The sequence below is a fragment of the Rathayibacter sp. YIM 133350 genome (assembly GCF_037404875.1).
Classification (GTDB): domain Bacteria; phylum Actinomycetota; class Actinomycetes; order Actinomycetales; family Microbacteriaceae; genus Orlajensenia.
Window position 1 is genome coordinate 42,442 of the sequence record NZ_JBBELO010000020.1, and the last position, 22,089, is coordinate 64,530.

Below are 22,089 nucleotides of genomic sequence, written 5' to 3' on the forward strand. Positions count from 1 at the left end.
CGATACTAGCGGCGAAACTATCGGAAAGTCTCCGAAACTCGCCGTTGCCTGTTGGGCCGGACTGATATAGGTTGTTACCTACAACAATTCGATTCATCGAGGAATCCGGAGCATCATGACCACCCCCACCCGCGCCGACAAGTTCTCGTTCGGCCTCTGGACCATCGGCTACAACGGCACCGACCCCTTCGGCGGCCCGACGCGCAACCCACTCGACGTCGTCCACGCGGTCGAGAAGCTCTCCGAGCTCGGCGCCTACGGCCTCACCTTCCACGACGACGACCTGTTCGCCTTCGGCTCCACGGATGCGGAGCGCCAGAAGCAGATCGACCGCCTCAAGCAGGTGCTCGCCGACACCGGCATCATCGTGCCGATGGTGACCACGAACCTGTTCAGCGCTCCCGTCTTCAAGGACGGCGGCTTCACCTCCAACGACCGCTCCGTTCGGCGTTTCGCCCTGCGCAAGGTGCTGCGCAACATCGACCTGGCCGCCGAGCTCGGCGCCAAGACGTTCGTCATGTGGGGTGGCCGCGAGGGCGCGGAGTACGACTCCGCGAAGGACATCCGCCAGGCGCTCGAGCGCTACCGCGAGGCCGTGAACCTCCTCGGCGACTACGTGACCGACAAGGGCTACGACATCCGCTTCGCCATCGAGCCCAAGCCCAACGAGCCCCGCGGCGACATCCTGCTGCCCACGCTCGGCCACGCGATCGCCTTCATCGACTCGCTGGAGCGCCCCGAGCTGGTCGGCCTCAACCCCGAGGTCGGGCACGAGCAGATGGCCGGGCTCAACTTCGCGGCGGGCATCGCCCAGGCGCTGTACCACGGCAAGCTCTTCCACATCGACCTGAACGGCCAGCGCGGCGTGAAGTACGACCAGGACCTCGTGTTCGGTCACGGCGACCTGCACAACGCCTTCGCACTCGTCGACCTGCTCGAGAACGGCGGCCTGAACGGCGGCCCCTCCTACGACGGCCCGCGCCACTTCGACTACAAGCCGAGCCGCACCGAGGACGAGACGGGCGTCTGGGACTCCGCGTCCGCGAACATGCGCACCTACCTGCTGCTCAAGGAGCGCGCCGCGGCATTCCGCGCCGACCCCGAGGTGCAGGAGGCGCTCGAGGCCGCCAAGGTGTTCGAGCTCGCCCAGCCGACCCTCGGCGAGGGCGAGAGCTACGACGACCTGCTCGCCGACCGCTCGGCGTTCGAGGACTTCGACGCCAACGCCTACCTCGGTGGCAAGGGCTTCGGCTTCGTGCGCCTGCAGCAGCTCGCCACCGAGCACCTGCTCGGCGCGCGCGGCTGACCCGACGAGATCCGCCGAACCGGCTCCGGGATGCGCACTGCGCGCCCGGAGCCGCTGGCGTATCGACGCGTTCTCTGCCCTGCTTTTTCCCCGCCCCATCCCTGACCTCCCCCTGACGCAACGGAGCATCGCGTGATTCTCGTCGCCGGAGTCGATTCATCGACCCAGTCCTGCAAGGTCGTCGTTCGCGACGCCGAGACCGGTGCCCTCGTGCGCACCGGCCGAGCGTCGCATCCGGATGGCACGGCGGTCGATCCGCAGGCCTGGTGGGACGCCCTGCTGGCGGCCATTGCCCAGGCCGGCGGTCTCGACGACGTTGCCGCGGTCTCGATCGCGGGACAGCAGCACGGCATGGTCGTGCTCGACACCGAGGGCCGCGTCATCCGCGACGCCCTGCTCTGGAACGACACCCGCTCGGCGCAGGCCGCGCTCGACCTCATCGGCGAGGTGGGCGCCGAGCAGTACGCCCGCCGCACGGGCGTGGTGCCCGTCGCGTCCTTCACCGCCACCAAGCTGCGCTGGCTACGGGATGCCGAACCAGACAACGCCGCACGGGTCGCCGCCGTCGCCCTTCCGCACGACTGGCTCACGTGGCGCCTGCGCGGCTTCGGGCCGCACGGCGAATCGCCGCTCGGGCCAGTGCTCACGGAACTCGTGACCGACCGCTCGGACGCGAGCGGCACCGCCTACTGGGGCGCGGACGGCTACGACATCGACCTCTTCGAGCGCGCACTAGGCCACGGCGCCGTGCTGCCGCGCGTGCTCGGCCCGGCCGAGGCAGCCGGCTCCGTGCATTCGGACGCCCTCTCCCCCACAGCCGAAAAGCGAGGAGATTCCGAGAAGCGAGGCGATTCCGAGCGCCACGCCGCCTCGGAGCGGCGACACGCCGACCAAGACGCGGAATCGCCTCGCTTTGCGGACGACGGGAAGACCGCGATCGGTCCCGGCGCCGGCGATAACGCCGCCGCGGCTCTCGGCCTCGACGCCGCCCCGGGTGACGTCGTCGTCTCGATCGGCACGAGCGGAACCGTCTTCGCCGTCACGCCCGATGCCGTGACGGATGCCACCGGCACCGTCGCTGGGTTCGCGGATGCAAGCGGCAACCACCTGCCGCTCATCGCGACCCTGAACGCCGCCCGCGTGCTCGATGCCACGGCGGCGTTGCTCGGCGTCGGCCACGACGAACTCGGCGAGCTCGCCCTCCAGGCCGCGCCCGGCGCCGGGGGCGCCGTGTTGGTGCCCTACTTCGAGGGCGAGCGCACGCCGAACCTCCCCGACGCGACCGCATCCCTCTCGGGTCTCACCCTCGCGAACACCACCCGCCCGTCCGTCGCGCGAGCGGCCATCGAGGGACTGCTGTGCGGTCTGGCCGACGGCCTGGATGCCGTGCGCGCGCAGGGCGTGGCCGTCGAGCGCATCCTGCTCATCGGCGGCGCGGCGCAGAATCCGGCCGTGCGCGCCATAGCCGCCCAGGTCTTCGACGCACCGGTCGTCATCCCCGCGCCCGGCGAGTACGTCGCCGACGGCGCAGCACGCCAGGCCGCCTGGGTGCTCACGGGAGAGCGTCCGTCATGGCCGCTCGAGGTCGTCGCCTCGCCCGACGTCGACACCCGTCCCGTCATCCGCGAGCAGTACGCTCAGCGCGCAGCCAGGGGCTGACGCCCTCCCGTACGCCGACTTGCCACTTTTCGCGGGTTCCCGCGCCCGCGAACCCGCGAAAAGCGGCAAGTCGGCATGGAACAGGTCGGTTCGGCGTTCATCGGGCGAGTTCCTCTCTCACGAGTGCGACGACGGTGTCGGAGGCCAGCGAGAGCCGGCGCGCCTCCGCCGCCAGCACGGCGACGATCTCGCCCACGCGGCCGAAATCCTCCCGAGCGACGACGACGGCGCCGCGTCCGCGGCGCAGGTCGAGCAGCCCCTCCTGGCGCAGTTCCCGATAGGCGTGCAGCACCGTGTGCACGTTGACCTCGAGGGAGGCGGCGAGCTCGCGAGCCGGCGGAAGTCGCTCGCCGTCGGCGATGCGCCCCGCGATGATCTCGGACCGCAGGGCTGTCGCGAGCTGCTCGAACAGCGGCACCGGCGACGACGGGTCGATGCGAATGATCACCGCCCCATCCTATTGCTAGTTGCACTAGATCAATATGGTTCCATAACCTCGAACGAGGTAACGCTGGGATAAAGCACCAACTCCGGTCCCGTGTACCCCGTTTCCCCGTCCAGACGCACCGCCTGTGGCCGGCCGGGATGACATCCGGCCGGATTCGCGTATGTGGATACGGGAATGTTGTACCCCGCACCAAATCCCTCGATGCACCCCATAACCGGCCCGGCCGGATGTGACGTGTCACACGGAAAGAGTGTTACCGAACCGTTATGCGACTCTTTCCGCACAGGGCTCCGTAACGGAGCAGTATCCAAAGGCCGCCGTCACAGTCGACGGGGCATTGGAGATGTCTTCCTTTACACCACCACACAGAAGGGGAGAGCGATGAAGAAGTCTTCATTGATCTCGATCGCAGCAGTAGCCGGTGTCTCGGCGCTCATGCTCGCTGGCTGTTCCAGCTCGGGCGGAGGCGGCGGTTCCACCGACGACGCCAGCGCCACTCGTGCGTGCGTCATCCTTCCCGACGCGGCGTCGTCGCCGCGCTGGGAGAACGGCGACCGCCCGGCTCTCGAGAAGGCCATCAAGGATGCCGGCTTCGACGCCGACATCCAGAACGCGCAGGGCGACACCAACAAGTACGCGACCATCGCCGACCAGCAGCTCAGCAAGGGCTGCGGCGTGATGCTGCTCGTGGACTACAACGGCGCGGCCGTGGCCGTCGCCGCGAAGGCCAAGGACCAGGGCATCCCGGTCATCGCCTACGACCGTCCCATCGAAGGCGCCGACTACTACGTATCGTTCGACAACGAGCAGGTCGGTGCGCTCGAGGGCCAGTCCATCGTCGATGGCCTCAAGGCCGCCGGCAAGGACCCGGCATCCGCGGTCGTCGTCTACATGGGCGGTGACCCCGCGGACGGCAACGCGAAGATGTTCCACGACGGTGCCGACAAGGTCATGGCGGCAGCGGGCATCAAGCCGGCACAGGAGCCCGCGGGCGTCTGGGACGGCGACAAGTCGGCGACCAACTTCGAGCAGGCCCTGACCGCCCTCGGCGGCAAGGTCGACGCGGTGTGGGTGGCCAACGACACCAACGCCGCCGGCGTCATCACGATCCTCGACAAGAACGGCCTCGTCGTTCCCGTCTCGGGTCAGGATGCCTCGGTCGCCGGCCTGCAGAACGTGCTGCTGGGCAAGCAGACCGCCACGGTCTACAAGCCGTTCCAGCTGGAAGCCGACGCGGCGTCCGACCTCGCGATCAAGCTGCTGAAGGGCGACAAGCCGACCATCGACAAGAAGCTCGACGACGGCACGCCCTACATCGCGGTCACGCCGATCCTCACCGGCCCCGACGGCGTGCAGAAGGTCATCGACGACGGCAACGCCAAGGCCGCCGACATCTGCACCGCAGAGGTCAAGGCCGCCTGCGACAAGTACGGCGTCAAGTAACACAGCAACCCTGTGGGGGCTTCGCGCACGGCATCCGCGCGCGAAGCCCCTCACTGACTGCAGGCGTTACCCCACAGCGGATGCGCTGCGACACTGAGAGCCGGGACTGCGCTGTCCCGGCCCGACGAAAGGAAGCGGCATGGATGTGCCGATCATCGAACTGACCAACGTGGTCAAGAGCTTCGGCCCGGTCAGCGTCTTGAAGGGCGTCAACCTCAAGGCCTATCCGGGCAAGATCACCGCCCTCGTCGGCGACAACGGCGCCGGCAAGTCCACCCTCATCAAGGGCCTGGCCGGCGTGCAGCCCTACGACAGCGGCGAGGTGCGCTTCAACGGCGAGGTGGTGCACCTGCACAACCCTCGAGAGGCCGGACGCCTCGGCATCGAGGTCGTGTACCAGGACCTCGCGCTGTGCGACAACCTCGACATCGTGCAGAACATGTTCCTCGGCCGCGAGGAGCTCTCCTCTGGCACGTTCGACGAGGGGCTCATGGAGCGCGAGGCGGCCGAGACGCTGCGCCAGCTCTCGGTGCGCACCGTCAAGTCCGTGCGCCAGAAGGTCTCCTCCCTCTCGGGCGGCCAGCGCCAGACCGTCGCCATCGCGCGCTCGGTGCTGAAGAAGGCCAAGGTCGTCATCCTCGACGAACCGACCGCGGCGCTCGGCGTCGCCCAGACCGAGCAGGTGCTCGACCTCGTCAAGCGCCTCGCCGAGCAGGGCGTGGCCGTCGTCATCATCAGCCACAACCTCGTCGACGTCTTCCAGGTGGCCGACTACATCAGCGTGCTCTACCTCGGCCAGATGGTCGCCTCCGTACGCACCGCCGACACCAACAACGACGACGTCGTCGGCTACATCACCGGCAGCAAGACCTACACGGGAGAACCCGCATGAGCGCACCCACTCCGACGGGAACGACCCCGCCCACCGAGAGCACCACGGCACTCTCGGCCCTCAGCACCGCCGACCTCATCGGCAGCGGCCAGGAGGGCACCGTGATGGACCAGGCGCGCGCCTACCTGCAGCGACTGCGCCACGGCGAGATGGGAGCACTTCCCGCCATCGGCGGCTTCGTCGTGCTCAGCCTGCTCTTCACCGCACTCAGCCCGTTCTTCCTGACCGAGCGCAACTTCGCCAACCTGCTCACGCAGGCCGCGACGCTCGTCATGCTCGGCATGGCCCTCGTCTTCGTGATCCTGCTCGGCGAGATCGACCTCTCCGCCGGCGTCACCGCCGGCCTCACCATGTGCATCTTCGTGGTGCTCGTGAACGTGTGGTCGATCAACTGGATGCTCGCGCTGGCCATCGCCTTCCTCTGCGGCCTGCTGATCGGAACCTTCATCGGCTTCTTCGTCGCGAGGGTCGGCATCCCATCGTTCGTCGTCACACTGGGCCTGTTCCTGGCCTTCCAGGGCCTCGAGCTCATCATCATCGGCGGCGGCGGCCTCTACCGCGTGCAGACCCCTGAGATCCTCGCCATCCAGAACTCGAACATGCCCGTCTGGGCGGGCTGGGCGATGCTCGCCGTGATCGTCGCCGTCTCGGCGACGACCTCGTTCGTTGACCGCGGCCGCCGCGCCCGCGCCGGCGTTCCGAACCGCACGATCGCGCTCGTCTGGATCAAGCTCGGCGTCATCATCGTCATCGGCGGCTTCGTCGTCGGACTGCTCAACCAGAACCGCGGAACGGGCTTCAAGGCCGTCGAGGGCGTACCCATCGTCGTGCCGATCACCCTGGCCATCCTGTGGCTCGGAACCTTCGTGCTCGATCGCACCAAGTTCGGCCGGTACATCTACGCCGTCGGCGGCAACGCCGAAGCCGCCCGCCGTGCCGGTGTGAAGGTCACGATGATCCGGTGGAGCGCCTTCATCGTCTGCTCCACCCTCGCGGTCGTCTCGGGCCTGTTCAGCATCAGCAAGGTGGGTTCGGTGGATGCTGCGGCCGGCCGCGACATCGTGCTCAGCGGTGTCGCCGCTGCGGTGGTTGGTGGCGTCAGCCTCTTCGGCGGCCGCGGGCGACTCATGCACGCCGCGATCGGCGCGCTCGTGATCGCCGTCATCACGAACGGCCTCGGGCTGCTCAACCTCCCGGCCGGCGTGAACTACGTCGTCACCGGCGGAGTGCTCATCCTCGCCGCCACCGTCGACGCAGTATCGCGCGTGCGCGCCGGCGGCTCGCTGATGCGCACCTGAGCGGGCAGCGGCAGACCAGCTCCAGAGCGAACCGCCTCCTCCCTCCCGACCGGAACACCCGGCGGTCGGGAGGGAGGAGGCGGTTCGTCGTTCAGAGGGTGGCCGCCAGCCGGGAGCCGGCCTCGTGCAACCAGCGCAGCGGGTCGCCGAGTGCCGCGCTCCTCGACCCGGCCAGATCCTCGAGCGCGAGCGCCTGAACGAAGCCCGCCGGGTCGGCCGCGATCGAGCCGGCCACGAGTGCCGTCGGGGTGGCCGTCGTCGCGGCCACCTCGAGAACGTGCCCGGGCACCTTGCCCGCGAGGGATTGATCGTCGAAACGACCCTCCCCCGTGATCACCAGGTCCGCTGCGGCGATGGCGGCCGGCAGCCCGAGAGCATCGCCGATGGCCCCCGCGCCCGCCTGCATCGCGGCGCCCCAGGCGAGCAACCCGAAGCCCGTGCCGCCGGCCGCCCCCGCGCCTCCCGCATCCGGAGCCGCTCGAACGGGCATGCCGGCTGAGGCCAGCAGCGCGCTCCAGTGGCCGAGGTTCGCCTCGAGCACCACGATGTCCTCGGCGCCCGCTCCCTTCTGGGCACCGAAGGCCGCCGCAGCCCCCGTGGGGCCCAGGAGCGGATTGGTGACGTCGCCCAGAATGACCGCGCCGCCCGACGGGATCGGACGCAGTGCGCTCACGTCGATGCGACGCGCACCTGCCAGACCCCGGTTGCCGAGCGGCACCGGGAGATCGTGTGCGTCGAGCACGCGGACTCCGAGGCCCACCAGTGCTCCCGACCCACCGTCGGTCGAGGCGCTCGAACCGATGCCCAGCAGCAGCCGGTCCACACCGGCATCGAGCGCCGCCGCGATCGCCTCGCCGAAGCCGAGCGTGTGGGCGTCGAAGGGCGCGGGCCGCTCGAGCAGTTCGATGCCCGATGTCGCAGCCAACTCGACGACGCCGACGCCCTGCGGATGCCGCGGCGTCGGCGGCAGTCGAAGCCAGGCGGACTCGACCATGCTCCCGTCCGGGCCGTGCACGCTCACGGGCATCGCGCTCGCTCCCGGCACGGCGAGCGAGAAGGCCGCGATGGTGCCCTCACCCCCGTCGGCCATCGGGATCAGCCGCACGTCGTCGCCCGCGCGCACCGTCCGCCAGCCGGCGGCGATCGCCTCCGCCGCGGCAACGGCTGCGACGGAGCCCTTGAAGGAGTCGGGTGCGATGAGGATGTGCGGCACCCCTGCAGCCTGACGGCCTCGCGAGGCACGGTCAAACACGCTCACCGATGCGCACGGCTTCGAAAGTTGCGAAACGGTTTCGTAACGTTTGGATAACGAACGGGAAAGAATCTGCTATGCGCCGCTTATGTTGGCAATCGCTACATATTTAACCGCGCAAAGGAGCGCCATGCGTCGACGTACCGCTGTCGAAAGTTTCGTAACCGCTATCGCCGTCGGAGGCCTGTTGATGGCCTCGGTGGCACCGGCGTCCGCAGATGTGGTGAGGGTGAGTTCCGTCGACTTCGAAGACGGCACCATCGGAACCTGGGGGCAGAGCGGAGGCGGCGGCAGCACGCTGAGCGTCGTGGATGTCGACGGCGGGAAGGCCCTCTCAGTGAGCGGCCGCGACGCCGACTACGTGGGCATCCAGAGCCCGACCGGCCTCTTCACGCCGGGACAGACGTACACCTTCAGCATGAAGGCGCGCCTGGCCGACGGCACCGCCGGTTCGGCCGGGGTGCGTTTCGTCATGAAGCCCGACTATGCCTGGATCGGCAACACGACGATGACGGCCGGCACCTGGACCACCGTGACCGGCGACTACACGGTGCCCGCCGGGGCCACTCCGTCGACGCTGCAGGTCTACCTCGGCACGGGCGACCTCACCCCAGCCGCCCCGTACGGCTATCTCGTCGACGACATCACCATCACCACGGCCGGCACCGGTGGCGGCACCGATCCCGACCCCGACGTCGTGCCGGGAGGCGCCGTGAACCCCAACGCGACCCCCGTCACGCAGGCGCAGGGCACCGGCAACGTGGCCGCCCTCACCTTCGACGACGGACCCAACCCGGGTACGACGCCCGCCCTGCTCGACTTCCTCAAGGCCAACGGCATCTCCGCCACCTTCTGCGTCATCGGCCAGAACATCACCGCGCCCGGCGGAGCCGACCTGCTCAAGCGCATCGTCGCCGAGGGCCACACCCTCTGCAACCACTCCACGAACTACGACGACATGGGGTCGCTGTCGGCGGCGGATGCGTCCGACCGCATGAAGGCGGACCTCGCCATCATCCGCACGGCGCTGGGCGACCCGAACGCGGCCGTTCCGTTCTTCCGTGCCCCGAACGGCAGCTGGGGGCAGACCGCGAACGCGGCGGTCGCGCTCGGCATGCAGCCTCTCGGCGTGGTGAACACCATCAACGACTGGGCCACCCAAGACGTGCCGACGCTCACCGCGAACCTGCGTGACGCGATGAAGGCCGGTCAGATCGTGCTCACGCACGACGGAGGTGGTGACCGCTCCGGCACACTCGCGGCGGTGAAGACCGTCGTGGGCGAACGCCTCGCAGCCGGCTGGCGCTTCTCGCTTCCGGTCGGCGCCCCCGCAGCACCTGCGACCGGAACATCGTTGAGCACCGGCTTCGAGAACGGGCTCGACGGCTGGGGTCCGCGCGATTCGGGCAGCGGCGCTCCGACCGTTGCGACCACGACCGCGCTGGCGCACGGCGGTACCTCCGCGGCAGCGGTCACCGGCCGCACGTCGCAGGGCAGCGGGCTGCTGCACGACGTGACCGGCGTGCTCACGCCCGGCACGACGTACGACCTCTCCGCCTGGGTGCGCTTCGGCGCGGGGCAGCCGAGCGACGCGGTGTGGCTCAGCATGGCACGCACCGCAGGCGGCACGACGAGCTACGACACCCTCGCGCAGTTCACCGGCGTGACGAACAGCGGCTGGACGCAGGTGAAGGCGACGTTCCAGATGGGCGCCGCCGAGAGCGCCCAACTGTACTTCGAGACGAACTACAACGGCACGAACACCTCCGACCTCTACATCGACGACATCGTCGTGGCCGTCCCCGATCCCGCCCAGGTGCAGGACCTCACGCCGATCAAGGACACCGTCGACTTCCCGGTCGGCGTCGCCATCGACAGCCGCGAGACCACCGGGCCGGCGTCGGAGCTGCTGCTCAAGCACTTCGACCAGGTGACGAGCGAGAACTACATGAAGCCGGAGGCCTGGTACGACGCCGAGAAGAACTTCACCCCCAATCCCGAGGCCGACACGCTCATGCGCTTCGCCCAGGAGAACGGGGTGCACGTCTACGGCCACAACCTCGTCTGGCACAGCCAGACGCCCGCCTGGTTCTTCCAGGACGACGCCGGTGCCCCCCTCACCGACAGCGCGGCCGACCAGCAGGTGCTGAAGAACCGCATGCGCACGCACATCTTCGCCGTGGCGAAGTACCTGAGCGACACCTACGGCGACTTCGGCAGCGACACCAATCCGCTGTACGCGTTCGACGTCGTGAACGAGGTGGTCTCGGATGCCGCCGACACCGCCGACGGACTGCGCCAGAGCGAGTGGCACCGCATCCTCGGCGAGCAGTTCATCGACCTCGCGTTCCAGTACGCGAACGAGGCCTTCAACGAGCAGTACGCCGCCGAGGGCGTAGCGCACCCGGTGACGCTCTTCATCAACGACTACAACACGGAGCAGGCGGGAAAGCAGGCGCGACTGCACGCCCTCGTGAAGCGCCTGCTCGAACGCGGCGTTCCGGTCGACGGCGTGGGCCACCAGTTCCACGTGAGCCTCTCGATGCCGGTCGAGACGCTCGGCCAGGCCATCGACGCGTTCAGCGACCTCGACGTCGTGCAGGCGGTCACCGAGCTCGACGTGACCACCGGCTCGCCGGTCACCCAGGCCAACCTCGTGGAGCAGGGCTACTACTACCGCGACGCGTTCCGCGCCTTCCGCGAGCGCAGCGAGAAGATCTTCTCGGTGACGGTGTGGGGCCTGACCGACGGCCGCAGCTGGCGTGCCTCCTCGGGAGCGCCGCTGCTCTTCGACGACGCTCTGCAGGCCAAGCCCGCCTACTACGGCGTCGTCGACCAGGAGCTCCCGGCGCGACTGCGCACCGCGAACGTCTTCCAGGGCGACGTGCCGCTCACCGCCGACGCCCCCGCGTCGCCGGAGTGGACGAAGCTGCCCCTCAACACCATCGATGCGGCGAGCGCGTTCCAGCTGCGCTGGAGCGCCGATCACCTCACCGCGTTCCTCTCGGTCGATGACACCAGCTCCCAGAGCGCCGACGGCATCGACTTCTTCTGGGGCCGTTCCACGGCTCACTTCGGACGCGACGGCACGGGCGACGTCGAGGGCGTGGTCACCGAGCGCAGCGGCGGCTACGACGTCGTCGTGCACCTGCCGCTCACCACGGCTCCCACCGAAGGCGGCACCCTGTCGTTCGACGTCGCGGTCGAGGACGGCACGACGACGAGCACGTGGAACACTCCCGGCTCGCAAGGCACCCTCACGCTCGTCGAGCCGCTGTCGTACCTCGAGGTCGTGCAGGCGGCATCCGCCCCGCAGATCGACGGCACCGTCGACGCGGGCTGGAGCGACGCCGACACGGTGAGCACCGACAAGCAGACCAACGGAACCGGCGGCGCGACGGCGACGGTGCACACGCTGTGGCGGGACCAGACGCTCTACGTGCTCGCCGAGGTCGCCGATCCGGTCGTCGACGTGTCGGGATCAGACCCCTGGATCCAGGACTCGGTCGAGATCTACCTCGACGCCGGGAACGCGAAGAACGGCTCGTACCGCTACGACGACACCCAGGTGCGCATCAGCGCCGACAACGTGGTGTCGTTCGGAACCGGCGATGAGGCGTTCCAGAAGAACCGGGTGCAGAGCGCGACGACGCGCATCGACGGCGGCTACGTCGTCGAGGCGGCGATCAGCCTGCTCGAGTACGGCGGCCTGGGCACGGTGCACGGCATGGACTTCCAGGTCAACGACGCCTCCAACGGCGCACGCACCGGCATCCGAAACTGGGCAGACCCCACCGGCGCCGGCTACCAGTCCACCGCCCGCTGGGGCGTGGGCCGCCTCGTCGGACCCGCGGATGGGAGCAACCCGGGCGAGCCGGGCCAGCCGCAGGTGACGCCGTTGCCGGAGGAGGGCCTGACGAGCGCCAACAAGGGCTCGCTGCAGCTGCCCGCGACGGCCCGACCGGGCGAGACCATCACCGTCGGCGCCGGCGCTGATACGGCGGGCACGCAGCTCGAGGTATGGCTGTACTCCACTCCGCGGCACCTGAACACGGCCACCGCGGATGCCGCCGGCCGCATCTCGGCCACCATCCCCCTCGACGTGGCCCTCGGTGCGCACCGGATCGCGGTCTACGCCGCCGACGGCACGCTCATCGGCTGGGGCGACCTGCGTATCGTCGCCGCGCCGACGGCCGGCCCTGCGGGCGGCCTGGCGGGCACCGGTGCCGACGTGGGCGTCGCCCTCGTGCTGCTCGTGCTCCTGCTCGGCGCCGGCTCTGCGGTGTTCGTCACGGGGCGGCGGCGAGCCGGAGCGAGCCTGCCCCGCTGAGCCAAGCACGTCGAAGCGGCGCCGGTGCAGCATCCGTCTGCGCCGGCGCCGCGCGCTGTGCGGGGCCTCTCCATCACACAGGGCACCACGCCGCACGCGGCCGAGAGTGCAGAATGGGCAACGGAGAGGAACGCAATGACGCAGAACAGTCCCACCCTGGCGATCACGGGGTCCACGGGCACCCTCGGCGGCATGGTGGCCCGCGCCCTGGCCGCATCCGGTGTGCCGCAGCGGCTCATCGTGCGCAGCCTGGACCGTGCACCCGTTCTGGATGACGCCATCGCCGTCGAGGCCGACTACGGCGACGCGGACGCCGCGGCGCGTGCCCTCGAGGGCGTCGAGACGCTCTTCATGGTCTCGGCCACGGAGACCGACCATCGCCTCGACGACCACCTCACCTTCGTCGAACAGGCGGCCAAGGCGGGCGTGCACCACATCGTCTACACCTCGTTCACGGGCGCGGGCCCGCACGCTGCCTTCACGCTGGCTCGCGACCACGGAGCGACGGAGGAGGCGATTGACGGGCTGGGCCTTGCACACACGTTCCTGCGGGACAACCTCTACCTCGACTTCGTGCGCCACATGGTCGGGGACGACGGCATCCTCCGCGGACCCGCCGGCGATGGGCGCTTCGCGGGCGTGGCACGGGCCGACGTCGCCCGTTCTGCCCTGGCCGTGCTGCGGGATCCGAGCTCGCACATCGGGCACACCTACGACTTGACCGGCCCTGAGGCCCTCACGATGACCGAGGTCGCGCAGATCCTCTCGACCGCGCTCGCCCGTGAGATCTCGTTCCACGACGAGAGCGAAGACGAGGCCTACGCCTCGCGGGCGCGCTTCAACGCGCCGGCCTGGCAGGTGCAGGCGTGGGTCTCGACCTACCAGGCGATCGCGGCCGGGGAACTGGCTCGCGTCAGCCGCGACGTCGAACGCCTCACCGGACGCCGGCCGCTCTCACTGGCCGAGCTGCTCGCCTCGGACTGAGACACCCAGCTGCCGCCGGGCCTCATCGATGCTCTCGAGCACCTCGATGGAGCGCCGCAACGGATGCAGGGGCGACTGGGTACGCCCCTCCGCGATGTCGTGCGCCACGGCGGCCGCCTGCCACGCCAGCCCGTCACGACCCTCGATGCCCGACTCGTCGCGCCAGCGCAGGCGGGAGCCGTCGCCTGCGATGACGTCGAAGCCGCCCGGCATCAGGAAGAGCGGATCGATCTCGATGCGCCCCTCACTGCCGAAGATGCGGGCCTCGGCCGGGGTGGGCACGAACAGCGACGTGCTGAGCAGGGCCTGTGCCCCGGCATCCGTGTCGAGGATGAGCGCGGACTGCCCGTCGACGCCGGTGGGCGCGAGCGTTCCCGTGGCGGTGAGCCGGGTGGGAGCGCCGAGCACGAAGTGGGCGAACCAGACGGGGTAGACGCCCAGGTCGAGCAGCGCTCCCCCGCCGAGGGCCGGGTCGAAGACCCGGCTGGCCGGATCGAACGGCGGCCTGCCGCCGAAGTCGGCCGTGACGAGGCGCACCTCGCCGAGCGCGCCATCGGTGAGAAGGGCGTCGATCACGGTGGTCTGGGGCAGGAAGCGCGACCACATCGCCTCCATCGCGAACACGCCCGCCGCTGCGGCGGCATCCGCGATGGCGCGGGCGTCGGCGGCGTCGACCCCGATGGGCTTCTCGACGAGGACGTGCTTGCCCGCCGCGATGGCCAGCAGGGCGAGGGTGCGGTGCTCGCTGTGCGGCGACGCGATGTAGACGATGTCGACGGCTGCGTCGGAGACGAGCGCCTCATAGCTCTCGAGCACCACGTCGATGGCATGCGCCCGGGCGAACGCACGCGCCCGTTCGGGCGCTCGGGATGCCACGGCCTGCACCCGCTGGTCGGTGTTGGCGTGCAGCGTGGAGACGAAGGCGTTCGCGATCATGCCCGGCGCGAGCACGCCCCAACGCAGCGTCGGGCCGCCCCGCAGGGGCGTCGCCGTCGATTCCGGAAGCGCCGACAGGCTCACTGCGCGCCGGCCGGCCGAGGCACCTGCACCGCGCTCAGCCCGCTGAGGCTGAACCACACGCGATCATCACCCTGCACGAGCGTGGCGAGCACCGCATCGCAGTGCGGGCAGCGCGCGACGGTGCCGGGCGCATCCGTGTAGACCATGGCCGTCGCGAGCACGTCGACGGCACCGCAGCCCGCGCAGCGCGCGCTGGCCGTGGTGACGTCGAAGGCGAAGAGTTCCGCGAACGCGCCGGCGAGTTCGTTGCCGTCGACGTGGGTCATGATGTTCCTCCGAATCGTTCGGTGCGGATGTCGGCGGCGTCGTGGCCGGCATCGATGAGCCAGGCCGCGACGGTCTCGACGAATCCGGTCGAGCCGCACAAATAGATGCGGGGCTTCTGCTCGGCGGGGAAGACGGATGCCACGAGCTGCTCCCGGGTCAGCCGGCCGACGGGCGCGCCATCGGGAGAGCGCCGGGTGTAGACGAAACTCACCTCGGTCGTGCCGAGCACCTCGGGGAAGAAGACGTCGTCGGGCGTGCGCACCGAATAGAGCAGGCGGAAGGGCGTCGCATCGGCCGCCTCGTGGTGCGCGCGCAGCATCGCCACGAGGGGAACGACTCCCGATCCGCCGCCGATGAGCTGAACCGGGGGATCTCCCGCGGCGCCGGGTCGCCAGACGAACCAGCCGCCGAGCGGGCCGTGCACCTCGAGCTTGTCGCCGGGGCGCAACACGTCGACGAGGAAGGGCGAGACCTCCCCGGTGGGCAGGCGGTCGACGGCCAGGTCGACCCGCTGCCCCGGGCCGGCCGAGGCGATCGAGTACGACCGCGTCGCGGTGTAGCCGTCCTCCGCCGTCAGCCGCACGTCGAGGTGCTGACCCGCCTCGTTTCCCGGCCAGCCGTCCACGTCGAGCACGATACGGGCGGCGGACGGGGTCTCGGGGGTGCTGCTGGCCACGGTGGCCGTGTGCCAGGCGGCGATCGAACTCACCAGTAGCGCTCTTCCTTCCACGGGTCTCCGTGGATGTGGTAGCCCGACTGCTCCCAGAAACCCGGGTCGTCGTCGGGCATCATCACGAGCCCGCGCACCCACTTGGCGCTCTTCCAGAAATAGAGGTGGGGAACGATCAGCCGTGCCGGACCGCCGTGTTCCGGCTCGAGCGGCTCGCCGTCGAACTCGAAGGCGATCCAGGCCTTGCCGCCGAGGAGTTCATCGAGCGGCACGTTCGTGGTGTAGCCGCCGTAGCTGTGCGCCATGACGTACTTCTGGTGGGTCTGCACGTTCTCGAACAGGGTGTCGAGCGAGACCCCACGCCAGTGCGTGCCGAGCTTCGACCAGTGCGTGACGCAGTGGATGTCGGTGTCGACGTCGTCGATCTTCAGCGCCTGGAACTCGTCCCAGGTCCACCGGTGGTCGTCGCCGTTCTCCGTGCGGATGGTGAATTCCCACTCCGCGGTGTCGATGCGGGGCGTCGGCCCTGCCGAGAGCACGGGGAAGTCGTGCACCTCGGTCTGACCGGGTGGAAGGCGCGGATCGCGCTCGCGTTGCCTACCCCCGAACCCGCGCGTGATGAACGACATGTCGAGCTCCCTCCGTCAGGGTCAGACTAGGGCCGCGCACGCATCCGTGTCACTAACCCTGTCAGGACCAGTCGGAGCCGCGCTCGCCACGGAGCTGTGTCGCGGGGATCACGACGCGGGGACGGGTGCGGATCCAGCGCTGCCCGCTCTCGCGCAGCTCGGCCCGCGTCGAGAAGCGGTAATGGTACGTGCGCACGCGCACGTACCGCGGCGGCACCGATCCGAACGGGGCGGAGCGCAGCATCCGCAGGGTCGGCGCATCCGCCTCGAGCAGCTTCGCGAGCAGGGCGTACAGCCACTGCTCGTGCACCGATCCGAGGGGAAGGAACCACATCAGCCAGTCGAGCCGCAGGTGGTACGGAGCCCACTGCCGGGGGATGCGGCGCACGTCGCCCGGCTTGCCCTTGAACTCGTACTCGCTCCAATCGGCGTTCTCGGGGCTCGCATCCATGGTCGCCTCGATGATCACCTCCACCCGCTCGCGGGTCACCGAGCCGAAGGCGCCGTAGGCGTTCTCGAGCTGCCAGCCGTTGAAGCTCGCGTTCATGAGCTGGCGGCGGGCGAGCAGGTTTCGCAGGGGCCACCAGCTGAGCACGACGAGAAGGGCCGCGACGGCGCTCACGAGCACCATCCACCAGACCGGGGAGTGCTCGGGCGCCCCGAGGTCGGCGGGGATGAAGGGAAGAGCCCAGTGGATAACGGGGTCGCTGATGCGGGCGAAGGCGAGCACGATGGTGATCCAGTTGAGCCAGGCGAAGTTGCCCGTGACGACGAGCCAGAGCTGGGTGAGGATGACGACGAGGGATGCCGCGCTCGCCACCGGCTGCGGCAGGAACAGCAGGAACGGCACGATCAGCTGTGCGACGTGGTTGCCGAAGACCTCGACGCGATGCCACCACTTCGGTGCCAGGTGAGCCTGCCGGCTGAGCGGCCCGGGCATCGGCTGGGTCTGGTGGTGGTAGTAGAGCGCGGTCAGGTTGCGCCAGGCCGGATCGCCGCGCATCTTGATCATGCCGGCGCCGAACTCGAGCCGGAACACGAGCCAGGCGAGAAGGAAGATCATGAAGGTCGGCGGCGGCACCTCGTGGGAGCCGAGGAACGCGACGGTGAAGCCGGCCTCGAGCAGCAGCATCTCCCATCCGAAGCCGTAGAAGGTCTGGCCGACGTTGACGATGGACATGTAGAGCAGCCACAGTGCGAGGAACACGACCAGCGGCGCCCACGCCGGGCCGAGTTGGGGAAGACCGAGCACGACGGATGCGGCGAGCGCCATCCCGCTCCAGCAGACGGCGAGAAGGCGCGCATCCGTGTACCCCCAACGGAACAGCGTGAAGCGGGTCTCGCGCGCCGCCCGCACGGAGCGCATGCCGGGCGTCGCGCGCCTCCGGCGGCGGGCGTCGAGGCCGGCGATCAGCTCCGGCGCCGGAAGCAGCCCGTTCTCGCCGCACAGCACGCGGAACTGGTTGAGGCTGGAGAGGAACGCGATGAGGTAAATCGCCGCCACTCCGCGCTGCAACACCCCGCGGGCGATCTCGTAGTCCTGGGCATCGAACCAGTCCACGCGCCCACGCTACGCCGGTGTCGTGCGGCGGCCACAGGGCTTGCGCGTGCGCGCCCGGCGCGCTCTCACTCGCGTCGGTACTGCCAGGGAAGCGTCCCGACCTCGAGCCGGTGCCGGCCTCCCGGGGCATCGGCGAGCGCATCATCGCCGTAGGCGACGTCACCCTCCCAGAACACCACCCGGCCGCCGAGCCCGAACCGGGTGGCGAACTGCGCCGGCGCCCCTGCGCGCAGTGCGGCCAGCGCCTCGGTGACCGTTCGCGCACCGGCCAGGCCGTGCAGCGTCACCCAGGTCGGCGGGAACAGGCGCAGCGTTCCGCGTCCATGCGCCGCGAGGGCGTCCGCCGGACGCAGCCAAGCCCATGCGGTGTGCTCGTGCGGGTTCAGGGCGATGGCACCGGCCGGTGCGGCGGCGACGAAGAACGAGGTCAGCAGGCGCTTGGGGGCTTCCGCGGGCGGATGCCAGCGCGAGAGGGGCAGCAGCTCGTGCGGCTCCAGGTGCAGCCCGGTCTCCTCGTGGGTCTCGCGCACGGCCGCTCGGCGCAGCGCCGCATCCGCATCGCCGGAGCCGTCGTCGTCATCGGCATCGACGCTGCCGCCCGGAAAGACCCAGGCGCCCGCGAAGGAACCCCGATCGACGCGCTCGAGCAGCAGAACTTCCGCGCCCTGCGCGCTCTCGCGCAGCAGCACCACCGTCGCCGCCAGGGGTACGGATGCCTGCTCCAGCGCACCTGCTCGCACGTGCCCACCCTAGGGTGTACCCATGACCGAGTCCACGCTGACCCGCACCGTCCTCGCCCCCAATGCCGGCCCGATGACGCTCGAAGGCACGAACTCCTACGTGATCGGCCGGGGCGATCGCGTCGTCGTGGTCGACCCGGGCCCGCTCGATATGAGACACCTCGACGAACTCGCCGCCACGACCGTCGAACTCATCCTCGTCACCCACCACCACGCCGACCACGTCGAAGGCGTTCCGGCCTTCGCAGAGCACACGGGTGCCCCCGTGCGCGCCCTCGATCCCGCCCTCTGCATCGACGCCGAGCCGCTCATCGACGGCGAGGTGATCGATGCCGCGGGTGTGAGCATCCGGGTTCTGACCACGCCCGGGCACACCGCCGACTCCGTCTGCTTCCACCTGCCCGACGACGGCGAGAACGGCTCGGTGCTCACCGGCGACACCATCCTCGGCCGCGGCACCACGATCATCGCCGACCCCGACGGTGGCCTCGGCCCCTACCTGCACTCGCTCGGCCGGCTGCGCGAGGTGGGCCCCGCGCTGGTGCTTCCCGGGCACGGCCCGGCACTGGAGAACCTCACGGCCATCTGCGATGCCTACCTCGCCCACCGCGCGGAACGGCTCACCCAGGTGGAACAGGCCGTGGCGCATCTGGGTGAAGACGCCTCGGTCGAGTCGGTGACCGACCTCGTCTACGCCGACGCGGATGCGGCGGTGCGCCCGGCAGCGGAGGCATCCGTGCGCGCCCAGCTCACGTACCTGCGGCAGCGGGCCGAGGGCACCCTTCCTCCGGCGGACTGAGCGCTCCCACCTGCCCGGATCGCACAGGTCTGGACGAGAATGGGCAGATGCACCCGGTGGACGCCCTCAACGAGATCGCGGAACTGCTCGAAGGATCCCTCGCGTCCTCGTACAAGACCAAGGCCTTCCGCCGGGCGGCCGAGGCGATCGCATCCCTCTCCGAGGAAGAGATCGCCGAGCGCATCGCCGACGGACGGCTGAAGCGCACCAAGGGCATCGGCGACACGACCTACGCCGTCATCGAGCAGGCGGCCGAGGGTCGCGTTCCCGATTACCTCGCGGAGCTGCGCAGCCACGCGACGCCGGTGGAGCGCACCGGCCTGCGCGCGCGACTGCGCGGCGATTTGCACGCCCACACCGATTGGTCCGACGGAACCACGAGCGCCGAGGCGATGGCGCACGCCGCCCAGCGCTTCGACCTGGAGTACCTGGCCATCACCGATCACTCCCCGAGCCTGACCATCGCCAACGGGCTGAGCGCCGAACGGCTCACTGACGAGCTCCACCTCATCGCCGACGTCAACGCCCGGTTGAGCGGCCTGCGCCTGCTCACGGGAATCGAGGTCGACATCCTGCTCGACGGCGCCCTCGACCAGACACCGAAGATGCTGGACCGGCTCGACATCGTGGTGGCGAGCGTGCACTCCAAGCTGCGGATGGACTCCCGCGAGATGACCAGCAGGATGCTCCGGGCGATCGAGAATCCCCGCATGAACGTGCTGGGCCACTGCACCGGCCGGCTCGTGCAGGGCTCGCGGGGCACCCGCCCGCCGTCGACGTTCGATGCGCGCGCCGTCTTCGCCGCCTGCGCCGAGAACGACGTCGCCGTCGAGATCAACTCGCGCCCCGAACGTCAGGACCCGCCCGAGGACCTCATCGCGCTCGCGCTCGACGCCGGCTGCCTGTTCTCGATCGACAGCGATTCCCACGCTCCCGGCCACCTCGGCTTCCTCGATCTCGGGGCAGCGCGAGCGGAGGCGGCCGGCATTCCGCCGGAGCGCATCATCACCACGTGGAGCGCCGACCGGTTGCTCGACTGGGCGGGTGCCTGAGCGGCTCCATACCACCGATGACACCCCGCACGCCAGCGGCGGACCGGGGAATATGATCGGCGTAAGCTCGCAAAGCGGTCCGAGTTTCCGGGCGCCCGCAGTGTTGCGCCGCCCCCGGGGATGCCGCCCCACTAAAGGAGTTCGTGATGTCAGAGAAGGCACCGGGAGCAGGCGCAGGCGCCTCTTCCGCCCCCGCACGGCCCACCGGAGCCATGCGACGTAAAGTGATCGGCCTCGCCGTCGCGGCCGCGGTCGGCGGCTTCCTGTTCGGGTTCGATTCGTCGGTCATCAACGGCGCTGTCGACAGCATCCAGCACGGGTTCGCGCTCAACGACTTCATCACCGGCCTCGTCGTGGCCATCGCGCTGCTCGGCTGTGCCCTCGGCGCGTTCCTCGCCGGCCGGCTCGCCGACCACTGGGGACGCCTGCGCGTCATGCTCATCGGCGCCATCATGTTCCTGGCGAGCTCCATCGGCGCCGGCCTCGCCTTCTCGGCCTGGGACCTCGCCCTGTGGCGCGTGGTCGGCGGTCTCGGCATCGGCATCGCCTCGGTCGTCGCCCCGGCCTACATCGCCGAGATCGCGCCGAAGCAGAGCCGTGGTGGCCTCGCATCCCTTCAGCAGCTCGCCATCACCGTCGGTATCTTCATCGCCCTGCTCTCGGATGCCCTGCTCGCCGGTGCCGCGGGCGGCGCCTCCCAGCAGCTCTGGTTCGGCTGGGAGGCCTGGCGCTGGATGTTCATCGTGGGCGCCATCCCCGCGATCGTCTACGGCGTGCTCGCGCTGACACTTCCCGAGTCGCCACGGTTCCTGCTGGCCACGGGGCGCGGCGACGAGGCCCGGGCGATCTTCCGCACGCTGGTTCCGGCGAGCGAGCTCGACAAGTCGATCAGCGACATCCAGAACTCGATCGACGAAGACCTCAAGGGCGAGAAGGCCTCGGTACGCGGTAAGGCGTTCGGGCTGAAGCCCATCGTCTGGACCGGCATCATCCTGTCGGTGTTCCAGCAGTTCGTCGGCATCAACGTGATCTTCTACTACTCCACGACGCTGTGGAAGGCGGTCGGATTCAAGGAGTCCGCCTCCCTGACCATCAGCGTGGTCACCTCGATCACCAACGTGCTCGTGACGATCATCGCGATCGTGCTCGTCGACCGGGTCGGCCGGCGCCCCATCCTGCTCATCGGATCGGTCGGCATGACCATCTCGCTCGCGGTGATGGCGCTCTCCTTCGCCTTCGCCAGCACCGACAGCAGCGGCGAGGTCAGCCTGCCGGCACCCTGGGGTCCGATCGCCCTGGTCGCGGCGAACCTGTTCGTGGTCTGCTTCGGAGCCTCGTGGGGACCGCTCGTCTGGGTGCTCCTCGGCGAGATCTTCCCCACCAGCATCCGTGGTGCCGCCCTCGGTGTCGCAGCCGCGGCCCAGTGGATCGCGAACTTCCTCATCACGGTCACCTTCCCGGCGCTGGCGAGCTTCTCGCTCGTGTTCACGTACGGCATGTACGCGGCCTTCGCCGCCCTATCGTTCATCTTCGTGATGTGGAAGATCCCCGAGACGAAGGGCATGGCCCTCGAGGATGCGAAGCGCACCTTCTCGGGCCCGGTCCGCGGTCAGAAGCGCGCCGCGACTCGCTGACGGCGGAGCGCCCGAACCCGCGGAAACGGTGGGTCCCCGAAACCGATCCCGCAGAAGTGATGGGTCACCACGGCGCTGCACCCGCAGATTCTGCGGTCTCGGCGC

The 22,089-nt window shown here is 69.7% G+C and carries 18 protein-coding genes; 10 read left to right on the top strand and 8 right to left on the bottom strand.

The window, feature by feature from the left end:
- Window positions 1–115: 115 nt before the first annotated feature.
- Window positions 116–1,306 carry a xylose isomerase gene (gene xylA, locus WDJ51_RS06105; RefSeq protein WP_337851550.1) on the top strand — a complete coding sequence of 397 codons (1,191 nt, stop codon included), beginning with the start codon at window positions 116–118 and terminating at the stop codon, window positions 1,304–1,306.
- 132 nt (window positions 1,307–1,438) lie between these two features.
- Window positions 1,439–2,965, top strand: a complete 1,527-nt coding sequence (locus tag WDJ51_RS06110; RefSeq protein WP_337851551.1) for a xylulokinase — start codon at window positions 1,439–1,441, stop codon at window positions 2,963–2,965.
- A 97-nt stretch (window positions 2,966–3,062) separates the two neighbouring features.
- Here the strand turns inward: WDJ51_RS06110 and WDJ51_RS06115 are convergent, their stop codons facing one another.
- The gene (locus WDJ51_RS06115) at window positions 3,063–3,413 is read right to left on the bottom strand and encodes a GntR family transcriptional regulator (protein WP_337851552.1); all 351 of its coding nucleotides are present in this window, start codon (window positions 3,411–3,413) and stop codon (window positions 3,063–3,065) included.
- A gap of 381 nt (window positions 3,414–3,794) precedes the next feature.
- Here WDJ51_RS06115 and WDJ51_RS06120 point away from each other — a divergent pair, with 381 nt between their 5' ends.
- The 3 genes from WDJ51_RS06120 to WDJ51_RS06130 all read left to right on the top strand — a co-directional run bounded on the left by WDJ51_RS06120 (window position 3,795) and on the right by WDJ51_RS06130 (window position 7,046).
- Window positions 3,795–4,856: a sugar ABC transporter substrate-binding protein gene (locus WDJ51_RS06120; protein WP_337851553.1), complete on the top strand. Its 1,062-nt coding sequence runs from the start codon at window positions 3,795–3,797 to the stop codon at window positions 4,854–4,856.
- 139 nt (window positions 4,857–4,995) lie between these two features.
- On the top strand, window positions 4,996–5,748 hold the full coding sequence (locus WDJ51_RS06125) for an ATP-binding cassette domain-containing protein (RefSeq protein WP_337851554.1): 753 nt from the start codon (window positions 4,996–4,998) through the stop codon (window positions 5,746–5,748).
- Window positions 5,745–7,046, top strand: a complete 1,302-nt coding sequence (locus WDJ51_RS06130) for a sugar ABC transporter permease (protein ID WP_337851555.1) — start codon at window positions 5,745–5,747, stop codon at window positions 7,044–7,046. The genes WDJ51_RS06125 and WDJ51_RS06130 overlap by 4 nt, the downstream gene beginning before the upstream one ends.
- A gap of 91 nt (window positions 7,047–7,137) precedes the next feature.
- Here WDJ51_RS06130 and WDJ51_RS06135 read toward each other — a convergent pair whose 3' ends face one another.
- Window positions 7,138–8,259, bottom strand: a complete 1,122-nt coding sequence (locus WDJ51_RS06135) for a glycerate kinase (protein ID WP_337851556.1) — start codon at window positions 8,257–8,259, stop codon at window positions 7,138–7,140.
- Between the two features lie 268 nt (window positions 8,260–8,527).
- Between WDJ51_RS06135 and WDJ51_RS06140 the strand changes: the two genes are divergently transcribed.
- Window positions 8,528–12,628: an endo-1,4-beta-xylanase gene (locus WDJ51_RS06140; protein WP_337851557.1), complete on the top strand. Its 4,101-nt coding sequence runs from the start codon at window positions 8,528–8,530 to the stop codon at window positions 12,626–12,628.
- 135 nt (window positions 12,629–12,763) lie between these two features.
- The gene (locus WDJ51_RS06145; protein WP_337851558.1) at window positions 12,764–13,612 is read left to right on the top strand and encodes an SDR family oxidoreductase; all 849 of its coding nucleotides are present in this window, start codon (window positions 12,764–12,766) and stop codon (window positions 13,610–13,612) included.
- On the opposite strand, the gene WDJ51_RS06150 is transcribed toward WDJ51_RS06145, so the two are convergent.
- From WDJ51_RS06150 to WDJ51_RS06175, 6 genes are all read right to left on the bottom strand, one after another.
- Window positions 13,583–14,632 (bottom strand): Gfo/Idh/MocA family protein, encoded by a 1,050-nt coding sequence (locus WDJ51_RS06150; protein ID WP_337851559.1) that lies wholly within the window; start codon window positions 14,630–14,632, stop codon window positions 13,583–13,585. The two genes, WDJ51_RS06145 and WDJ51_RS06150, sit on opposite strands and share 30 nt — an antisense overlap.
- Complete coding sequence (locus WDJ51_RS06155; RefSeq protein WP_337851560.1) at window positions 14,629–14,898, bottom strand: DUF6510 family protein; 270 nt, start codon at window positions 14,896–14,898, stop codon at window positions 14,629–14,631. The genes WDJ51_RS06150 and WDJ51_RS06155 overlap by 4 nt, the downstream gene beginning before the upstream one ends.
- Window positions 14,895–15,608: an FAD-binding oxidoreductase gene (locus tag WDJ51_RS06160; protein ID WP_443218463.1), complete on the bottom strand. Its 714-nt coding sequence runs from the start codon at window positions 15,606–15,608 to the stop codon at window positions 14,895–14,897. The genes WDJ51_RS06155 and WDJ51_RS06160 overlap by 4 nt, the downstream gene beginning before the upstream one ends.
- On the bottom strand, window positions 15,605–16,198 hold the full coding sequence (locus WDJ51_RS06165; protein ID WP_337851561.1) for a molybdopterin-dependent oxidoreductase: 594 nt from the start codon (window positions 16,196–16,198) through the stop codon (window positions 15,605–15,607). Before WDJ51_RS06165 ends, WDJ51_RS06160 begins: the two co-directional genes overlap by 4 nt.
- A 61-nt stretch (window positions 16,199–16,259) precedes the next feature.
- Window positions 16,260–17,759, bottom strand: coding sequence for a lipase maturation factor family protein (locus WDJ51_RS06170; RefSeq protein ID WP_337851562.1), 1,500 nt, complete (start codon window positions 17,757–17,759; stop codon window positions 16,260–16,262).
- A 65-nt stretch (window positions 17,760–17,824) separates the two neighbouring features.
- Complete coding sequence (locus WDJ51_RS06175) at window positions 17,825–18,499, bottom strand: NUDIX hydrolase (protein WP_337851563.1); 675 nt, start codon at window positions 18,497–18,499, stop codon at window positions 17,825–17,827.
- A gap of 22 nt (window positions 18,500–18,521) precedes the next feature.
- Here WDJ51_RS06175 and WDJ51_RS06180 point away from each other — a divergent pair, with 22 nt between their 5' ends.
- The 3 genes from WDJ51_RS06180 to WDJ51_RS06190 all read left to right on the top strand — a co-directional run bounded on the left by WDJ51_RS06180 (window position 18,522) and on the right by WDJ51_RS06190 (window position 21,984).
- Entirely contained in the window at window positions 18,522–19,298 is a 777-nt protein-coding gene (locus tag WDJ51_RS06180) for an MBL fold metallo-hydrolase (RefSeq protein WP_337851564.1), read from the top strand.
- A 47-nt stretch (window positions 19,299–19,345) separates the two neighbouring features.
- Complete coding sequence (locus WDJ51_RS06185; RefSeq protein WP_337851565.1) at window positions 19,346–20,350, top strand: PHP domain-containing protein; 1,005 nt, start codon at window positions 19,346–19,348, stop codon at window positions 20,348–20,350.
- A 146-nt stretch (window positions 20,351–20,496) separates the two neighbouring features.
- The gene (locus WDJ51_RS06190) at window positions 20,497–21,984 is read left to right on the top strand and encodes a sugar porter family MFS transporter (protein WP_337851566.1); all 1,488 of its coding nucleotides are present in this window, start codon (window positions 20,497–20,499) and stop codon (window positions 21,982–21,984) included.
- The last annotated feature ends 105 nt before the right edge of the window (window positions 21,985–22,089 follow it).

Excerpts from the sequence above, each read along its gene's own strand:
- xylA (WP_337851550.1), top strand. The coding sequence starts at position 116 with ATGACCACCCCCACCCGCGCCGACAAGTTCTCGTTCGGCCTCTGGACC.
- WDJ51_RS06120 (WP_337851553.1), top strand. The coding sequence starts at position 3,795 with ATGAAGAAGTCTTCATTGATCTCGATCGCAGCAGTAGCCGGTGTCTCG.
- WDJ51_RS06125 (WP_337851554.1), top strand. The coding sequence starts at position 4,996 with ATGGATGTGCCGATCATCGAACTGACCAACGTGGTCAAGAGCTTCGGC.
- WDJ51_RS06130 (WP_337851555.1), top strand. The coding sequence starts at position 5,745 with ATGAGCGCACCCACTCCGACGGGAACGACCCCGCCCACCGAGAGCACC.
- WDJ51_RS06145 (WP_337851558.1), top strand. The coding sequence starts at position 12,764 with ATGACGCAGAACAGTCCCACCCTGGCGATCACGGGGTCCACGGGCACC.
- WDJ51_RS06155 (WP_337851560.1), bottom strand. The coding sequence starts at position 14,898 with ATGACCCACGTCGACGGCAACGAACTCGCCGGCGCGTTCGCGGAACTC.
- WDJ51_RS06165 (WP_337851561.1), bottom strand. The coding sequence starts at position 16,198 with ATGTCGTTCATCACGCGCGGGTTCGGGGGTAGGCAACGCGAGCGCGAT.
- WDJ51_RS06180 (WP_337851564.1), top strand. The coding sequence starts at position 18,522 with ATGACCGAGTCCACGCTGACCCGCACCGTCCTCGCCCCCAATGCCGGC.
- WDJ51_RS06185 (WP_337851565.1), top strand. The coding sequence starts at position 19,346 with ATGCACCCGGTGGACGCCCTCAACGAGATCGCGGAACTGCTCGAAGGA.
- WDJ51_RS06190 (WP_337851566.1), top strand. The coding sequence starts at position 20,497 with ATGTCAGAGAAGGCACCGGGAGCAGGCGCAGGCGCCTCTTCCGCCCCC.